Below are 15,284 nucleotides of genomic sequence, written 5' to 3'. Positions count from 1 at the left end.
AACCTAATTATGGCGTTAAAGGTGAGTTACGCCGTGATGAAAATAATACCTTATGGAATTTAGATCCTTATTTGCAAGCATCTTGGCAATTTTTACCGACTGTACGATTGGATACAGGTCTACGTTACAGCAATGTGCATTATCAGTCTGAAGACCACTATATAAAAGGGACTAATGGTGATGATAGTGGCAGTACCGATTATCAAAAAGTTTTACCATCTGCTGCTTTTACATGGGAAATCACACCTGAGCTAAGTACTTATATCAGTTATGCCAAAGGTTTTGAAACACCGACTTTTACTGAAATGGCCTATCCAGCTGAAGGCACTGCTGGAATCAACTTTGCTTTAAAAGCGTCGACCAGTGATAACTATGAGTTAGGATTAAAAGCGCAGCACCGTTTAGGTGATTTCACAGCTGCTGTTTTCCAAAGTAACACACAAGATGATATTGTTTCTGCGGGATCAGTTGATGGTCGTGCGACTTTTAAAAATGCAGATAAAACATTACGTCAGGGCGTGGAACTGTCTTGGCATAAAAATCTATGGCAGGATTTAACTGCACAAGCCAGTTATAGTTTCTTGGATGCAACATTTGATGCAGAGATTGCCCATTCAGATCCAAAGAAAGTGGTTAAAAGTGGAAATTACATCCCTGGAATTGCAAAAAATCAAGCTTATATTGCATTAGGATGGCAGCCTGAAACGGGTTTTAATGCAGGTATTGATGTTCGTTATATGGATAAAATCTATGTGGATGATCTGAATAGCGATGCCGCACCAAGTTACGTATTAAGCAGTGCCAATGTTGGTTATATTTGGAAAAATAATGACTGGAAAGTCCGGAGCTTTGCACGTATTGATAATTTATTTGATAAAGATTATGTGGGTTCAGTGATTGTAAATGATGGAAATAGCCGTTTCTTTGAACCCGCAGATGGTCTAAATTGGAGTGCGGGACTGAGTGTCACCAAGCAATTTTAATCGTCACTTTGAATCAAATCATCTTTAATCAAATCATCCTATTTAACCATTAGGGTTTAATCATTAGGGGAAGGTGTTCATGTCTATATCTGTTCAATCATCGTCTGTTCAATTGCCGGTAAAGTCAAAGCTATTTGAGCAAATTCAATTCGGTTCACTTTCCCTTGTGAATAAAATTGTGATTGCACCAATGTGCCAATATTCTGCAACTGGACAAGGTGAAGTCACGTATTGGCATGAACAGCAATGGGCAAATTATGCTTTGTCAGGTGCTGGTCTATGTATTATTGAAGCAACAGCCGTACAAGCAAATGGTCGGATTAGTTATGCAGATCTTGGGCTTTGGAACGATACACAACGTGATCAAATTAAAGCACTTTTGCATAAAGTGAAGAATATCTCCCCAATGCCTTTTGCAATACAACTTGCGCATGCAGGGCGTAAGGCATCCACTGAAAAGCCATGGTTGGTTAAACATGGTAAAGGTCAGATTGCACCTGAGCATGAGCATGGATGGCAAACGGTTTCAGCCAGTCATATTGCATTTCATCCAAATGATGTTTTACCGCATGCATTAAGCATTGCTGAAATCAAGCAGATACAACAAGATTTTGCAGCGTCGGCAGTTCGTGCTGTGGAAGCAGGGTTTTCTTTAATTGAAGTACATGCAGCACATGGCTATTTGTTACATCAATTTATGTCTCCATTGTCGAATCACCGTCAAGATGAGTATGGTGGGAGTTTTGAGAATCGTATTCGCTTTACTTTAGAAGTAGTGCAAGCAATACAGCAAGTTGTGCCACATGATTTTCCTGTAGGAATACGTATTTCAGCAACCGATTGGATGGATGGTGAAAATGCTTGGAATATTGAATCGAGTATTGAACTATCTAAAGCTTTAGAGCAGCTTGGTGTAGCTTATATTCATGTCTCCTCAGGTGGGTTACATGAAAAACAAGACATTAAAATTGCTGCAAGTTACCAAGTTCCATTTGCAAGTACTATTAAAAAATTGGTGAATGTTCCAGTAATAACAGTGGGTTTGATTACAGAAGCTGAACAAGCAGAGCAGATTTTACAAAATGGTGAAGCTGATGCAATTGGATTGGCTCGAGCAATACTTTATGATCCACGTTGGCCATGGCATGCTGCTGCAAAACTGGGTGAAAAAGTTCAAATAGCACCACAATATCTGCGTTGCCAACCACATGGCGTTAAAGATTTATTTTCAGCATTTTAATATTTTGCTATTCAACAATAATGATTTGTTAAAAAAATTTAAGTATTTGAAAGATATATTTTGGCGTGTATCTTTCTATACATCTTCAGGAAAGGGTGTAATTGGATGATTTTTTCGGTAATTTTTCCTGTATTTTTCCTGTTATTTTTAGGTTTTTTTTCGGTTCGTATTCAACTCATTAGTAAAGAGCAAATTACTGCGCTTAGTGCATTTGTAATTAAAGTCGCTTTGCCTGCGCTGTTATTACATGCGCTTGCATCTAAAAACTTACACGAAATTTGGTATCCTTCATTTTTTTCTGTTTATGCAGGTGTTACAGCGCTACTTTTTACGCTGTCATTGATGATTGGACTCAAAGTATTTTCTAACAGCTTCACCCATGCTTCAATATTGTCACATGGTGCATCCATGTCAAATACAGGCCTATTAGGTGCAGCAATATTGACTTTGCTTATGGGCAATCAAGCAATGATCTACATCTCTTTGGTGGTGATCATTGAGAGTGTGTTTCTCGTCCCTGCTGTATTGGTTTTAGCGGAAATAGGACGGCAGAATCAGCCCAATTTCATTGAAATATTAAAAAGTACTTTTTTGACTTTATTTAAAAATCCACTGTTTTTGTCAGTTGTGATTGGGATGAGTTGTGCCATTTTTCAGGTTCAGATTCCACATAGCTTAGATCAGGTTTTTGAAATGTTGGGACAAACAGCCGCACCATTGGCGCTGTTTATTATTGGTGGGGGAATGGTTGGACTGACAATTCAATCTGTAAATAAGCAGACATTGTATTTAGTCTTTTCTAAAAATATATGTATGCCGATACTGGTCTATTTGGGATTAACCTACTTCACAGACCTAGACCAAAAAATGATTTATGCAGGAACTTTAATTGCTGCACTACCGATGCCATCTATATTTGGGATCTTTGGGCAAATTTATGGTTTAAATGAAAAAGCATTAACACCATTAATGATCAGTACGGTTTTGAGCTTTATGGTGGTGAGTGTATTGATTGGGTTGTGGTGGTAAAAATACTCTCCGTAGAGAGTATTTTTGTAGTGTACGATTTAAAAGAAAAATTTACTTTTTAGGTGCAGCTGCTGCTGCAGGAGCCTTTGTTTTTTCTGCAATCAGCTTATTCACAACTTCCAAAGATTCTTTCGCTCTAGGGACATTTTGCTTTGCCAATTCGCTAAAAATCTTTTGTGCTTCAGGTAGGTTTTGGTTAATCAAATTGCCATTGGTCATCATATTGGCAACAGCCATGAGCGCAGGGATATAACCTTTTTGAGCTAAGCCTTGAATGGCTTTTAAACCTTGATTGACCGTAGTTGCATTTTTAGACTTTAAACCCTCTGTAATGTCATACAAAGCTTTGGCATGAATTGCTGGTGGAAAACTTTTCTTTAATAATGGATCAAGTTTTTGTACGGCTAATTTGTCAGAAGCGGGCTTACCTTCTGAAAATAATAAAACAGCCAACTCAACAGTTGCATCATCAAAACCTTGTGAAGATGCTTTTTCTAAATATTCACGAACTTTTTTAGGGTCTTTGGCTAAACCCAATTGTCCAGTTGCATAGCTTTGAGCCAAGACATAACTTGCTACTGGATAGCCTTTAGCAGACGAATCTTGATAATATTTAAGGGCTTTTTTATCATCTTTTGTTGTACCTTGACCTGTTTGAGTCAAGTAGCCCAGATTGTACATGGCTTGGCCATTTCCAGTCTTGGCAAGTTTATCCAATTCTTGGTATGCAGCAGTAAAGTTTTTCGCTTGAATCAGCTCTTGAGCTTTAGCAAATGCAGGATCTATATTACTTTTTGGAGCATCTGCAGCAAATACAGTAGCAGCGGATAAGCTGAGTAAAGTGGTTAAGAGAATTTTTTTCATTGTGTTTGAGTACCTTTTTTAATTTCAACATCATTCCATTGTTGTGTTTAGGACACTGTTGAATCAGTGTTTTATCTTAAATTGAAAATTGTAAATGTAAATATATCAATTGTATAAGTTGATGTATTTCTGTCTAAATTGTTTATAAAATAGAAATAATTAATCAAATATTAAGTTAGAAAAGGCAGATCTAAGTTGTAAATCTACCATCAATATTGAAAAATTTTATTTTACTGCTTTTAATAATAACTCAATTTCACCTGATTCAAGTGATCCTGAAATACGACGACCATCTTTTAAGAAAAATGTTGGTGTACCATCAATTTCGAGTTTTTTAGCAAGTTGAATATTCTTTTCAATCGGTGTTTTACAAGCTTTAATTTTGGCTGGTTGCTTTTTATCAATCATATAGTCTTGCCAAGTTTGATATTGGTCTTTAGCACACCAAATTTGATCTGCAACCGTTGCAGCATTCGGATGCAAACGAGTAATTGGATATAAAAATAAATAAATGGTGACGTTGTCTATATTTTTAAATTCTTTTTCAAGATGTTGGCAGTATGGGCAATCAGGATCACTAAATAAGTAAATGACACGTTCACCATTGCCTTTCACATGTTTAATGGCTTGTTCTAAAGGCAAAGCTTTTACATCGATACGATTTAAAACTTGTTCACGTGCTTCAGTTAAATTTTGTTGTTGTTTTAAATCAATCAAATTACCGACAAAGAAATATTGCGCATCTTCATTGGTATATACAATCCGTCCCCCCATATATACTTCATAGATATCTTTAACAGGGGTGTTATGTACTGATTTTACTGTAATTTCTGGATATTTAGTTTTTAAATTTTGCTCAAGCGTTTTGATATCAGCATGAGCTGAGCTAAGTGTTATTAGGCTTAATGCGAGTGTCGATAGCCAAGCTTTCATGATTGAACTCAATAAAATAATTGAGTTTATTTTGCGTAAATCCTGATTAAAAATATATTGAGATCATGTAATTATCGCAGATTTTCCTGTCTACATTTTTAGAGAATTTTAGTGCTAATCAATAAAATAATTTAAGCACGAAGTTTATTCAAAAAAAGATGAAAAGAGATTTGCTTTTCGCTCAGCTTTTGGTTAAATCTGCCCTTAAATGAAATTGTGAGAACACCGATGTTTATTAAAGGCATTAAACGTAATTATGACAAAATTAGTCAAGATGACAGTATTGCCGATGAAGATAAAATTGATGCTTTATTGATGAAACTTGGTGCTGAATTTTTAGTCAGTAAAGATGATCGTGTCTATATTTTTAAAAAAGGTGAATTAACCGCAAAATTCGATGCAAAACATGCACGTGCCTATCATTTTAAAGACTATGTTTGTAAAGACATGAATAAATTATTTCATGGGTTTTGATCTTTAATATTTATTGAAAATGAATGAGTTATTAAATAGCGATGCAAAAACGGTTTAAGTACTTAGATGAGCCTTTTTATTCAAGTATTGAGAAAAGCATTTGACTATGTATTCATCATTTAAGTTATATAATAGACTTCTTGCATAAGTTGAAAATTAATATTGAAAGTCCCTTCTCCCTCTGGGATAAGGAATATTGTTCCGCAAGAGGATGAGGGAGATTTATTATATAAATCCTCACCCTCTTGCGCGTAATAACGCTCATCCTTTAAAAGGAGAGCGAATTTCTATTGTAAATTAAATGTTTATCACAATTCTGCTTTCGCAAGAAATCTAATATAAAAAAGAAGCTGTTATTCGTAAGATGAATCGGGACTGATCTAAAATGATGAAAATATTCTCAATCTTATTCATGTACTTAATTTGCCCAATGGCTGTTTTAGCTCAACAGCCCAATCTTATTCCGCATCAAATTAACTTGAAAAATGGGAAGCGTTTTGCTTTAAATCTTCCAGCAAATTACGAAATTATTCCTGCGGCTGAGGGTTTAAAACGAGTTCGTTTTTTTAGCAAAGCACCCGATGGTAGAATGTTTGTAACGGATATGTACGATTTGTCCGATAATGAAAAAGGCGCCATTTATATTTTGGATGAATGGAATGCTGAAACTGGGAAGTTCGGCAAAATCACTCCCTATATGACGGGTTTGAAGAATCCAAATTCAGTTCAATTTTATACCGATTCTTCTGGACAAGATTGGTTGTATTTGGCTGAAACACATCAGCTCACCAGACGAAAATTCACCCAAGGTGAAATTAAATCAACAGCTAAAGCGCAAGTTTTAGCGACGTTTCCTGATTATGGTTTAAGTTATAAATATGGTGGTTGGCATTTAACACGAACCATAGCCGTGGGTGGAAATGGGAAAATTTATGTCTCAGTTGGTTCAAGTTGCAATGCTTGTGTCGAGAAAGAGAAAGTTAGAGCGACAGTTTTAGAAATGAACCCCGATGGTTCGGAACAAAAGATTTTTGCCACAGGCTTGCGCAATGCTGTAGGCTTGAAATGGTTTGGTAAATTTTTATTTGCCACCAATCAAGGCTCAGATCATTTGGGTAAAAATAAACCTGATGAAACTTTTTATGCACTCAAACGTGATACAGATTATGGTTGGCCTTCATGCTATTCGTCGAACGGTAAAATTTTTGCAGACCCCAAATTTAAACGCCCAACAGGCTGTAAAAATGTACCATCTCCGTACGCCTATTTCCCATCACATTCGTCTGCACTAGGTTTTGACTATTTTGATGATCCAAATACAGATGACACGATTAAAAATTCTTTTTTAGTGGCTTTGCATGGTTCTACGGATGCCACAATTGGTCATGGCTATAAAATTGTGATTATGCGCAAAGGACAAAAACTTGAAACCTTTATGGATGGTTTTTTAGTGGGTAAAAATGTGTATGGACGACCTGCGGATATTTATCGGATCGATGCAAATTCCTTTTATTTCTCAGATGATAAGGGTGGTGTGATTTATTATGTGAGGCGAAAGTAGCTGTTCTAGGTATTTGAAAAATATATTCTACTGATAAAAAACCAGTGAAAATAATAAAATGGAAAAAGAGATTTCAGAACTTTATCGTTTGTTTAAAAAGTATAAATTAGCTCCAGATTTTGCATCTCGATGTTCTCCATATGGTGAGCGTCGAGAAGTTGCTAAGTACTTGGAACATAAGTCATTACATCATATAGAGATGGAAGTAGTTGATTATTGTCTTAAAGCAATTTATACGATGGGTGATGAACAAGATTTGAAGTATTTTCTACCTCGCTTAATTGAGTCGATGGTGATAGATCACTCACTTGTTAATTCTTGGTCTTTGTTTAAGAAATTAAAAATGAGCGGTTTTGAACAATGGGAAACAGTTGAACAAAAGCTCATTTATAAAATTTGTGAACAACATTTTATTTTAAAACTGAATGGTCAAAGTGATGGCATGCTTTCAAGTATGTTGGATGATTACGTAGAATTGTTTGATTTAGAACCTTTTTATTAAATTTGGTTTAATTCTGAAAAGGAAAGTGCTTTAGATCATTTTTTTGTAGAAGCTGAATATCAATGCATACCAAAAGATTTGTATTTATAAATGAATTAGTTTTCCAAAAGCACTGACATTTTTACTGACATAAAAATGTATTGAAGTTCTGTAATGCTATGAGATATATTGAAAAACAACTGACATTTTTACTGACAAAATTTAAGGAAAAAAATGCCTGAGCAGAGCAAAGAATGGTTAAATGAAACAACCTTACGTGTTATGACCTATAAATCAGGTTCATTTACATTTAGCTTGAATTTAGACATCGATCGCTTACAAGGAACAATTGATCGGGTCAATGATGCACAAAAACGCTTCAATAAAATGCCAGGGCTGCCTCAGATTATCGACCAGATGCAGGAAAAAATTCTTGCTAGCAGTATTTACAGCACGAATACTATTGAAGGTGGTGAGTTCAGCCCAGAAGAAACAGCACAAATTTTAAAAATAGACCCAGCAAAAATTCAAAACTCAGCAGAAAAAAGACTGACAAACTTAAAGCAAGCGATAGACTGGATTAATCAACATAAACATACAACACTTACTCCCAATCAGGGGAAATGCATAAGTTTGGACGATATATTGACATTACATCGTTTGGTCTCTCAAGATATTGATGAAAAAAGTAATCCACCTGCACAATTTAGAAATAATCAACCGACACAAAAAACTATTGTTGGAGATGCAGAACATGGTGGGATATATCGCCCTCCGAAATGCTTAGCAGATATTGAATATCTGATGTTTGCTTGGCTTGAATGGTTAAATGCTCCTGTCATTATGCAACAAGCTGTGTTGATTCGAGCAAGCCTTGCGCACTATTATTTTGAATTAATCCATCCATTTTGGGATGGTAATGGGCGTACAGGACGTTTGATTGAAATGTTGATTTTAGAACAATCAGGTTATCATTTTAGTTCTTCTGCTGTATGGAAATACTATCAGGAAAATATTCATCAATATTTTGCTTTATTTAATCAATGTCGAAAATTAGCTGAGAAAAAAGAAGATGTTGCTCATCAAGGTTTTGTCAGTTTTATGATAGAGGGTATGTTTAAAACGATTGATCTCCTACATGATCAGGGGGATGATCTTATTCGTTTTCTTCTATATAAAAATGCCTTGAATGATGCTCGTAAAAACAAAAGATTATCTGAAAGACAAATTCAATTGATTGAACTCTATATGGCCGAAGCAATAATTGTTTCACCCACTGAACTTTATAAACGACCTATTGTTCAAATATTATTTAAAGGCAAAACTGAACGGACTTATTATCGAGATATAGAAGGAATCGTAAAGGCTGGATTTTTGAACGAATTAGAAGGGAAATTGTATTATCCTTTTATATAAAAATAAGGATGACATTTTTACTGACATTTTTCTTTACTTTACTTATATAAGATATTGAATTAAAACGATAAGTAACTGACATTTTTACTGACATTTTTCGAGTGAAAAATATAATTGCAGTTTTAATTTTTGAAGTCAAAACTTTAAAACTTGGTAATTACTGCTACAGGCATTGGCAATCTCGTGTATATCTTCCACTCAATCTAAAACACATCTTATTTTTTCATTCATTTTTATTAAAAACCTCTAAAACTAAGAATAAGTTTTAGAGGCTAATTTATCACAACATGCTAAAAAATATAAAGTTATTGCGGTCTCGCCACATCACCATTTAAGCTTTCAGGTAAGTCTAAAATATCTAAACTTAACTCTGCCAAAGCTGCAGGTTTTGCAACCACTAAAGCTTTGTAAGTATCGTCCAATTCGATGCTGTTGACGATCTGCGTATTATCATTCAACAAGGTCGCAGGAGCAGGGGCATGTCCACCGCCTAAAACCAAATGTAACCAACTTTTCGGTTTTGCCTTAAACCATAAACGGGCAATAATTTCCTGACCCAAATAGCAACCTTTGTCGTAATGAACACCTTCACGTTGATGTAAACGTAATTCCTGAGGTTGGAACAAATGCTCAGTTGTGGCTGAAATCCATGCCTGACCTACATCTATGGCTTGTAATTGCCATGCATTCACATCCGTTTCAGTCGTTGAAAAGTCAGTGGTTGCGCCATTCAAAATAGGGAAAACTTGTGCTGTTTGTTCAAGCTTCATTTTTGAAAATGCGCCAAATTTTTTGATGTGCTTGGCAAACTCTTCAGCTTGGTCTTGTGTGGTCACAATTTCAAAATGTTCAGGATTTAGTTTTTTTAACCAAAGCCCAAAATGAATACGACCTTTTAAATCACAAATCGCAGTGTATTGAGAAACATTTTCAGCCAAAGCTTCAACATTTACAGTCACTTGCCCTTGAAGAAATTTGAGTGCATCTACACCAATTAATGTGAAAGAAGAGAAAGCTAAATCGCTCATGAAATGCTCGCTTGTCTTAAATCTAATACTAAAGAATGACCCTTATTCTCCGCTATTTTTCAAAAAAAAGCAGGATTAGTGGAAATATTTTCATGCAATTGTTACTAAATGTTTCTAAAACCCCTGTTTTTATATCTAAATACATGAAATATAAACGATTTGGGAAATGGGTTTTCGACAGTGTACTATTCACCCAATAGACACGCAGTACAAAATGATGCAAGAGGCACAACTCCATGAATAACAACTATCGCAAACCACTGCAAAATACCCAGCTCGAATACTTCGATGTGCGTCAAGCCGTAGAAGACATCCAGCCAGGCGCTTATGCAAAACTTCCATACACCTCAAAAGTATTGGCTGAACAGTTAGTACGCCGTTGTGACCCAGCCATTCTCGAACAATCTTTAAAAGAATTGATCTACCGTAAGCAAGACCATGATTTTCCTTGGTATCCTGCACGTGTTGTTTGCCATGACATTCTTGGGCAAACCGCATTGGTTGACCTTGCAGGGTTACGTGATGCGATTGCTGATCAAGGTGGTGACCCTTCGAAAGTCAATCCTGTTGTACCGACTCAGTTGATCGTAGACCATTCACTTGCTGTGGAATACGGCGGTTTTGATCCAGATGCATTTGAGAAAAACCGTGCAGTTGAAGACCGTCGTAACGAAGACCGTTTTCACTTCATTGAATGGACAAAAACAGCCTTTGAAAATGTTGATGTGATTCCTGCGGGTAACGGCATCATGCATCAAATCAACTTGGAGAAAATGTCTCCAGTCATTCAAAACCGTGAAGGTATTGCATTCCCAGATACTTGTGTAGGTACAGATTCACATACCCCACATACCGATGCATTGGGTGTAATTTCGATTGGTGTTGGTGGTTTAGAAGCTGAAAATGTGATGCTCGGTCGTGCTTCTTGGATGCGTCTTCCAGACATTATCGGTGTGGAGTTGGTAGGGCAACGTCAAGCGGGGATTACTGCAACCGATATTGTTTTGGCTTTGACTGAATTTTTGCGTAAAGAGCGTGTTGTTGGTGCGTACCTTGAGTTCTTTGGTGAAGGCGCAGACAGCATGTCGGTGGGTGATCGTGCCACGATTTCCAATATGACACCTGAATATGGCGCAACTGCAGCAATGTTCTATATCGACCAAAACACCATTGATTATTTAACTTTGACTGGTCGTGAAGCTGAGCAAGTGAAACTGGTTGAAAGCTATGCCAAAGAAATTGGTCTTTGGGCATCGGATATGAAACAAGCGGAATATCCACGTGTCCTTCGTTTCGATCTTTCAACGGTAACACGTAATATTGCAGGCCCATCAAACCCACATGCACGTGTATCAACTGCTGATTTAAAAGAAAAAGGCATTGCAGGTGTGGTTGAAAACCGTACCGATGGTTTAATGCCTGATGGTGCTGTGATTATTGCTGCCATTACTTCTTGTACCAATACATCAAACCCACGTAATACCGTTGCCGCAGGTCTATTGGCACGTAAAGCCAATGAATTGGGCTTAACACGTAAGCCTTGGGTGAAATCTTCATTTGCACCGGGTTCGAAAGCAGCTGCGCTTTATCTTGAAGAAGCGGGTGTATTGACTGATTTAGAAAAATTAGGTTTTGGTATCGTGGCGTATGCATGTACTACTTGTAACGGTATGTCAGGTGCTTTAGACCCTAAGCTACAACAAGAAATTATTGACCGTGACTTGTATGCAACTGCGGTACTTTCGGGTAACCGTAACTTCGATGGTCGTATCCATCCTTATGCAAAACAAGCGTTCTTGGCTTCTCCGCCTTTAGTGGTTGCGTATGCGATTGCAGGAACCATTCGTTTTGATATCGAAAAAGATGCACTCGGTACAGATAAAGAGGGTAATCCAATTTACTTGAAAGATATTTGGCCATCGGATGCAGAAATTGATGCATTGGTTAAAGAAGCGGTGAAACCTGAACAATTCCGTAAAGTGTATATTCCAATGTTTGATTTGGGAGTGTCAGAAAAAGCGGCAAGTCCGTTATATGACTGGCGTCCGCAAAGTACCTATATCCGCCGTCCGCCGTACTGGGAAGGGGCTTTGGCCGCACCTCGTACATTGTCGAACATGCGTCCACTTGCGATCTTGCCTGACAATATTACCACGGATCATTTGTCTCCATCGAATGCAATTATGATGGATTCGGCAGCAGGTGAATATCTACATAAAATGGGTGTGCCTGAGGAAGACTTTAACTCTTATGCAACGCATCGTGGTGACCATTTGACTGCACAACGTGCGACATTTGCCAATCCGAAATTGTTTAATGAAATGGTGGTTCGCTCTGACGGTACGATTAAGCAAGGTTCGAAAGCACGTGTTGAGCCTGAAGGCGAAGTGATGCGTATGTGGGAAGCGATTGAAACCTATATGAATCGTAAGCAACCGCTGATTATCATTGCAGGTAAGGATTATGGTCAGGGTTCTAGCCGTGACTGGGCTGCAAAAGGTGTTCGTCTTGCAGGTGTTGAAGCGATTGTGGCGGAAGGTTTTGAGCGTATTCACCGTACTAACTTGGTGGGTATGGGCGTGTTACCGCTTGAGTTTAAAGCAGGGACTGACCGTAAAACTTTGAAGCTTGATGGTACTGAGCTGTATAGCGTGATTGGTAATATTGCGCCGCGTTCTGATTTAACTTTAGTGATTGAGCGTTCTACCGATGATGGTAAAGAACAGATTATTAAAGTGCCTGTCACTTGTCGTTTAGATACCGAAGAAGAGGTGTCTGTATATGAAGCGGGTGGTGTATTGCAACGCTTTGCGCAGGATTTCTTGGAAGGGAATGTGGCGTAATCATTTTTAATAATATTGAATCTCCCCTAACCCCTCTTTATCAAAGAGGGGAACTCCCTCCTTTGAAAAGGTGAGAAGCATTGCTTTGCGAGGAGGAGGATTAAAGTTATTGAAATTGTTGTAAAAAGACCCTACTGTTAAGTGGGGTTTTTATTTGACCATACAATAGCCAGGTAGAATAGTTATAAAGCTTATGTTTCTTAATTTCTAGTTTACTGAGTAGTTACTTCTATTATAAGGATTTATATGAAACGAAGATTTCTTGATATTAATAAAACACGTATAGTTTTTATAGATTTGGAATTTTATGTGCCTGAATGTAATAGAGTTAAGCATGGTTTTTGCTACAACCCTTATGAGGAAGAATCAATACTCTTAGGTGGTTCATTTTATATTACAAAAGCTGTAAAAGAAGAGTTAGAGAAATCTGATGTTGTATTATTAGCAAAAATTCAGTCTATATGGTTATGGAATTGCACAAATGAAAGAGAATTAGTAGGCAAATTTTACCAAAAACTAAAGTCCATTTTAGATTTTATCCAAAAAGCGGACATGGGGATTTCACCTGTATTATGTGGAATTGGAGTTCAAAATTCAGATGTACCAATATTAATGGCACTTTTTGAAAGATATAACTTTTTGTCAAAGAAAGATGCTTTTAAGTTTATGAATCAATTTAGAGTTCTTGATTTATCTGTTTTGGGAATACCATTCTTTAATAATTCTACATACTTTTTATACCCTAAGCAGAAGAATCAGCTGCTAAATAAGTTTTACAAAGATTATGCTTTTGAGGATGGAAGGAGTGTATGGGATTTGTATGAACAAAAACAATTAGCTTTAATTGAGGAAAGAACAAAAGATGAAATTCTCTATACTGTTAAGATGTATGGGAAAATGAAAAGAAGTATTGAAGATTTGAAATTGGCAGAAGAATGTTATAAAAAGCATCAGAAAATAAGAAACCAAGAAAAAACGATTGAAGCAGAAAAGCTTTTAAAATCACTTTCTGAAATACCTCCTGACTTCTATTCCGAAGAAAGAGTAGATGAACTACCGCAAGAACGAGAAGAGTTTTAAAACCATTTCTTGCAAAAATGACACCATCATTTTTCAAAATAACCAATAGACAAACCTAAAAAAGCGTCTATACTTTGTTCACCATTTCTAAAACCTATGGAGAACAAAAATGGTTACTGCTGGCGAAAAACCCGGAACAGGCTTCTATTTTTGTGTCCAATGCGGACATCGCGTTTACTTAGAAATTGGTACAGATCGTTTACCCCCGTGTACCAAATGCCTTGGCAATCAATTTAACAACAAAATTGCCTAAGCAGCACAGATAAAACAGTTATCCTCTGTTTTAAATAAAAGCCCTATCACTTGATAGGGCTTTTTGTTAATTTAGAAATAGTTTTAAAATATAAAAGAAAATGAAGGCAGGGAAACGATGATGGAAATAATCCTGAGCTTATGTATTGGTATCGGTTTAAGTGCAGCATGTGGCTTTCGTGTATTTGTCCCGTTATTTGTCATGAGTATTGCATCACTTACAGGATGGTTTGAACCGATGCAAGGCTTTGAATGGTTAGCCATGCCATCTGTATGTATTGGTCTAGCCGTCGCGACACTCTGTGAAGTGGGCGCATATTACATACCGTGGGTGGATAATGCCTTAGACACCATTGTGACACCCGCTGCCATGGTCGCAGGAACACTGACAACCATGGCTGTCAGTACTGGAGAAATGTCACAATTTGCAGGTTGGGCGGCTGCCATTATTGTCGGTGGTGGAACTGCAACCGCAGTCCAAATGAGTACAGTGGCTGCACGTGGCGTATCGACCGCAACAACAGGTGGTTTAGGTAATTTTGTCGTCGCTACAGGTGAGTTGATTAGTGCTGTAGTGCTCTCAATTATGGCTATGGTTGTACCTGTATTTGTTGCTATAGCAGTACTGATTATGATTGTACTTGCAATACGCTGGATTCGTATAAAACGACAGGAAAATGCAGTCAGTCCTCTGTCTTAATCACATAAAATTGAACTATTTTTCAGATTGATTTAGATGAAAAATAGTTCAATGATGATCATAAATTTCTAAAAATTAATGAATCTCAATTTGTATAGTGACTTTGATTTTTCTACACTCTCTATCGCCTTCCACTAAACTTCTGATTTTAAAACACTCATCTAACAATCATAAAAATAGACTTCCCAATTTACATCGCAAATTGTTTAGGGGTTTTGATTTCAAGACATTGAAAGGATTCGTATTTTTTAAAATTTCTTTTTGCTTATTGGTCATTTGTTAAGATGATTTGAATCACTGTTATTGGATAAACTCTATGCGCTTTTAAATCTATTATTCGATAAAAATGAATGAAAAGTGTGCTAAAAATATTGAAGCTATTTATAAAATATTTTAATTT

The 15,284-nt window shown here is 36.7% G+C and carries 14 protein-coding genes; 11 read left to right on the top strand and 3 right to left on the bottom strand.

Annotated elements, in window-relative coordinates; all coding sequences use genetic code 11:
• The 3 genes from D7V20_RS07995 to D7V20_RS07985 all read left to right on the top strand — a co-directional run.
• Nucleotides 1-983 (top strand): TonB-dependent receptor (locus D7V20_RS07995; RefSeq protein WP_120383782.1); only part of this gene is annotated, 983 nt, incomplete at its 5' end.
• Between the two features lie 79 nt (nucleotides 984-1,062).
• Nucleotides 1,063-2,223: an NADH:flavin oxidoreductase/NADH oxidase gene (locus D7V20_RS07990; protein WP_120383781.1), complete on the top strand. Its 1,161-nt coding sequence runs from the start codon at nucleotides 1,063-1,065 to the stop codon at nucleotides 2,221-2,223.
• 105 nt (nucleotides 2,224-2,328) lie between these two features.
• Nucleotides 2,329-3,252, top strand: a complete 924-nt coding sequence (locus tag D7V20_RS07985; protein WP_120383780.1) for an AEC family transporter — start codon at nucleotides 2,329-2,331, stop codon at nucleotides 3,250-3,252.
• A gap of 51 nt (nucleotides 3,253-3,303) precedes the next feature.
• Here the strand turns inward: D7V20_RS07985 and D7V20_RS07980 are convergent, their stop codons facing one another.
• Together D7V20_RS07980 and D7V20_RS07975 are read right to left on the bottom strand one after the other, a co-directional pair.
• On the bottom strand, nucleotides 3,304-4,116 hold the full coding sequence (locus D7V20_RS07980) for a tetratricopeptide repeat protein (protein ID WP_120383779.1): 813 nt from the start codon (nucleotides 4,114-4,116) through the stop codon (nucleotides 3,304-3,306).
• Between the two features lie 225 nt (nucleotides 4,117-4,341).
• Entirely contained in the window at nucleotides 4,342-5,049 is a 708-nt protein-coding gene (locus tag D7V20_RS07975; protein WP_120383778.1) for a DsbC family protein, read from the bottom strand.
• A gap of 228 nt (nucleotides 5,050-5,277) precedes the next feature.
• On the opposite strand from D7V20_RS07975, the gene D7V20_RS07970 reads away from it, so the two are divergent.
• The 4 genes from D7V20_RS07970 to D7V20_RS07955 all read left to right on the top strand — a co-directional run bounded on the left by D7V20_RS07970 (nucleotide 5,278) and on the right by D7V20_RS07955 (nucleotide 8,981).
• Complete coding sequence (locus tag D7V20_RS07970; RefSeq protein WP_120383777.1) at nucleotides 5,278-5,523, top strand: hypothetical protein; 246 nt, start codon at nucleotides 5,278-5,280, stop codon at nucleotides 5,521-5,523.
• A 385-nt stretch (nucleotides 5,524-5,908) separates the two neighbouring features.
• A complete protein-coding gene (locus D7V20_RS07965) occupies nucleotides 5,909-7,084 on the top strand; it encodes a PQQ-dependent sugar dehydrogenase (RefSeq protein WP_120383776.1) in 1,176 nt (391 codons plus the stop codon).
• A gap of 58 nt (nucleotides 7,085-7,142) precedes the next feature.
• Complete coding sequence (locus D7V20_RS07960) at nucleotides 7,143-7,586, top strand: hypothetical protein (RefSeq protein ID WP_120383775.1); 444 nt, start codon at nucleotides 7,143-7,145, stop codon at nucleotides 7,584-7,586.
• A 213-nt stretch (nucleotides 7,587-7,799) separates the two neighbouring features.
• Nucleotides 7,800-8,981 carry a Fic family protein gene (locus D7V20_RS07955; protein ID WP_120383774.1) on the top strand — a complete coding sequence of 394 codons (1,182 nt, stop codon included), beginning with the start codon at nucleotides 7,800-7,802 and terminating at the stop codon, nucleotides 8,979-8,981.
• A 305-nt stretch (nucleotides 8,982-9,286) separates the two neighbouring features.
• Here D7V20_RS07955 and ygfZ read toward each other — a convergent pair whose 3' ends face one another.
• A complete protein-coding gene (gene ygfZ / locus D7V20_RS07950; protein WP_120383773.1) occupies nucleotides 9,287-10,009 on the bottom strand; it encodes a CAF17-like 4Fe-4S cluster assembly/insertion protein YgfZ in 723 nt (240 codons plus the stop codon).
• A 236-nt stretch (nucleotides 10,010-10,245) separates the two neighbouring features.
• On the opposite strand from ygfZ, the gene acnD reads away from it, so the two are divergent.
• The 4 genes from acnD to D7V20_RS07930 all read left to right on the top strand — a co-directional run bounded on the left by acnD (nucleotide 10,246) and on the right by D7V20_RS07930 (nucleotide 14,884).
• Nucleotides 10,246-12,852, top strand: a complete 2,607-nt coding sequence (gene acnD, locus D7V20_RS07945) for a Fe/S-dependent 2-methylisocitrate dehydratase AcnD (RefSeq protein ID WP_120383772.1) — start codon at nucleotides 10,246-10,248, stop codon at nucleotides 12,850-12,852.
• 246 nt (nucleotides 12,853-13,098) lie between these two features.
• Nucleotides 13,099-13,932 carry a hypothetical protein gene (locus D7V20_RS07940; protein WP_120383771.1) on the top strand — a complete coding sequence of 278 codons (834 nt, stop codon included), beginning with the start codon at nucleotides 13,099-13,101 and terminating at the stop codon, nucleotides 13,930-13,932.
• 109 nt (nucleotides 13,933-14,041) lie between these two features.
• The gene (locus D7V20_RS07935; protein WP_120383770.1) at nucleotides 14,042-14,185 is read left to right on the top strand and encodes a zinc ribbon-containing protein; all 144 of its coding nucleotides are present in this window, start codon (nucleotides 14,042-14,044) and stop codon (nucleotides 14,183-14,185) included.
• A gap of 120 nt (nucleotides 14,186-14,305) precedes the next feature.
• Nucleotides 14,306-14,884 (top strand): DUF4126 domain-containing protein, encoded by a 579-nt coding sequence (locus D7V20_RS07930; protein WP_120383769.1) that lies wholly within the window; start codon nucleotides 14,306-14,308, stop codon nucleotides 14,882-14,884.
• Nucleotides 14,885-15,284 lie beyond the last annotated feature (400 nt).

Origin of the sequence: Acinetobacter rongchengensis (assembly GCF_003611475.1) — a bacterium.
Classification (GTDB): Bacteria; Pseudomonadota; Gammaproteobacteria; order Pseudomonadales; family Moraxellaceae; genus Acinetobacter; species Acinetobacter rongchengensis.
The sequence above is the reverse complement of the archived record's forward strand: the minus strand, read 5'-3'. Positions and strand labels throughout refer to the sequence as shown.

Bases quoted from the DNA above. Each gene is read 5' to 3' on its own strand.
- D7V20_RS07985 (WP_120383780.1), top strand. From the start codon at position 2,329: ATGATTTTTTCGGTAATTTTTCCTGTATTTTTCCTGTTATTTTTAGGT.
- D7V20_RS07980 (WP_120383779.1), bottom strand. From the start codon at position 4,116: ATGAAAAAAATTCTCTTAACCACTTTACTCAGCTTATCCGCTGCTACT.
- D7V20_RS07970 (WP_120383777.1), top strand. From the start codon at position 5,278: ATGTTTATTAAAGGCATTAAACGTAATTATGACAAAATTAGTCAAGAT.
- D7V20_RS07935 (WP_120383770.1), top strand. From the start codon at position 14,042: ATGGTTACTGCTGGCGAAAAACCCGGAACAGGCTTCTATTTTTGTGTC.
- D7V20_RS07990 (WP_120383781.1), top strand. From the start codon at position 1,063: ATGTCTATATCTGTTCAATCATCGTCTGTTCAATTGCCGGTAAAGTCA.
- acnD (WP_120383772.1), top strand. From the start codon at position 10,246: ATGAATAACAACTATCGCAAACCACTGCAAAATACCCAGCTCGAATAC.
- D7V20_RS07960 (WP_120383775.1), top strand. From the start codon at position 7,143: ATGGAAAAAGAGATTTCAGAACTTTATCGTTTGTTTAAAAAGTATAAA.
- D7V20_RS07965 (WP_120383776.1), top strand. From the start codon at position 5,909: ATGATGAAAATATTCTCAATCTTATTCATGTACTTAATTTGCCCAATG.
- D7V20_RS07940 (WP_120383771.1), top strand. From the start codon at position 13,099: ATGAAACGAAGATTTCTTGATATTAATAAAACACGTATAGTTTTTATA.
- D7V20_RS07955 (WP_120383774.1), top strand. From the start codon at position 7,800: ATGCCTGAGCAGAGCAAAGAATGGTTAAATGAAACAACCTTACGTGTT.
- ygfZ (WP_120383773.1), bottom strand. From the start codon at position 10,009: ATGAGCGATTTAGCTTTCTCTTCTTTCACATTAATTGGTGTAGATGCA.
- D7V20_RS07975 (WP_120383778.1), bottom strand. From the start codon at position 5,049: ATGAAAGCTTGGCTATCGACACTCGCATTAAGCCTAATAACACTTAGC.
- D7V20_RS07930 (WP_120383769.1), top strand. From the start codon at position 14,306: ATGGAAATAATCCTGAGCTTATGTATTGGTATCGGTTTAAGTGCAGCA.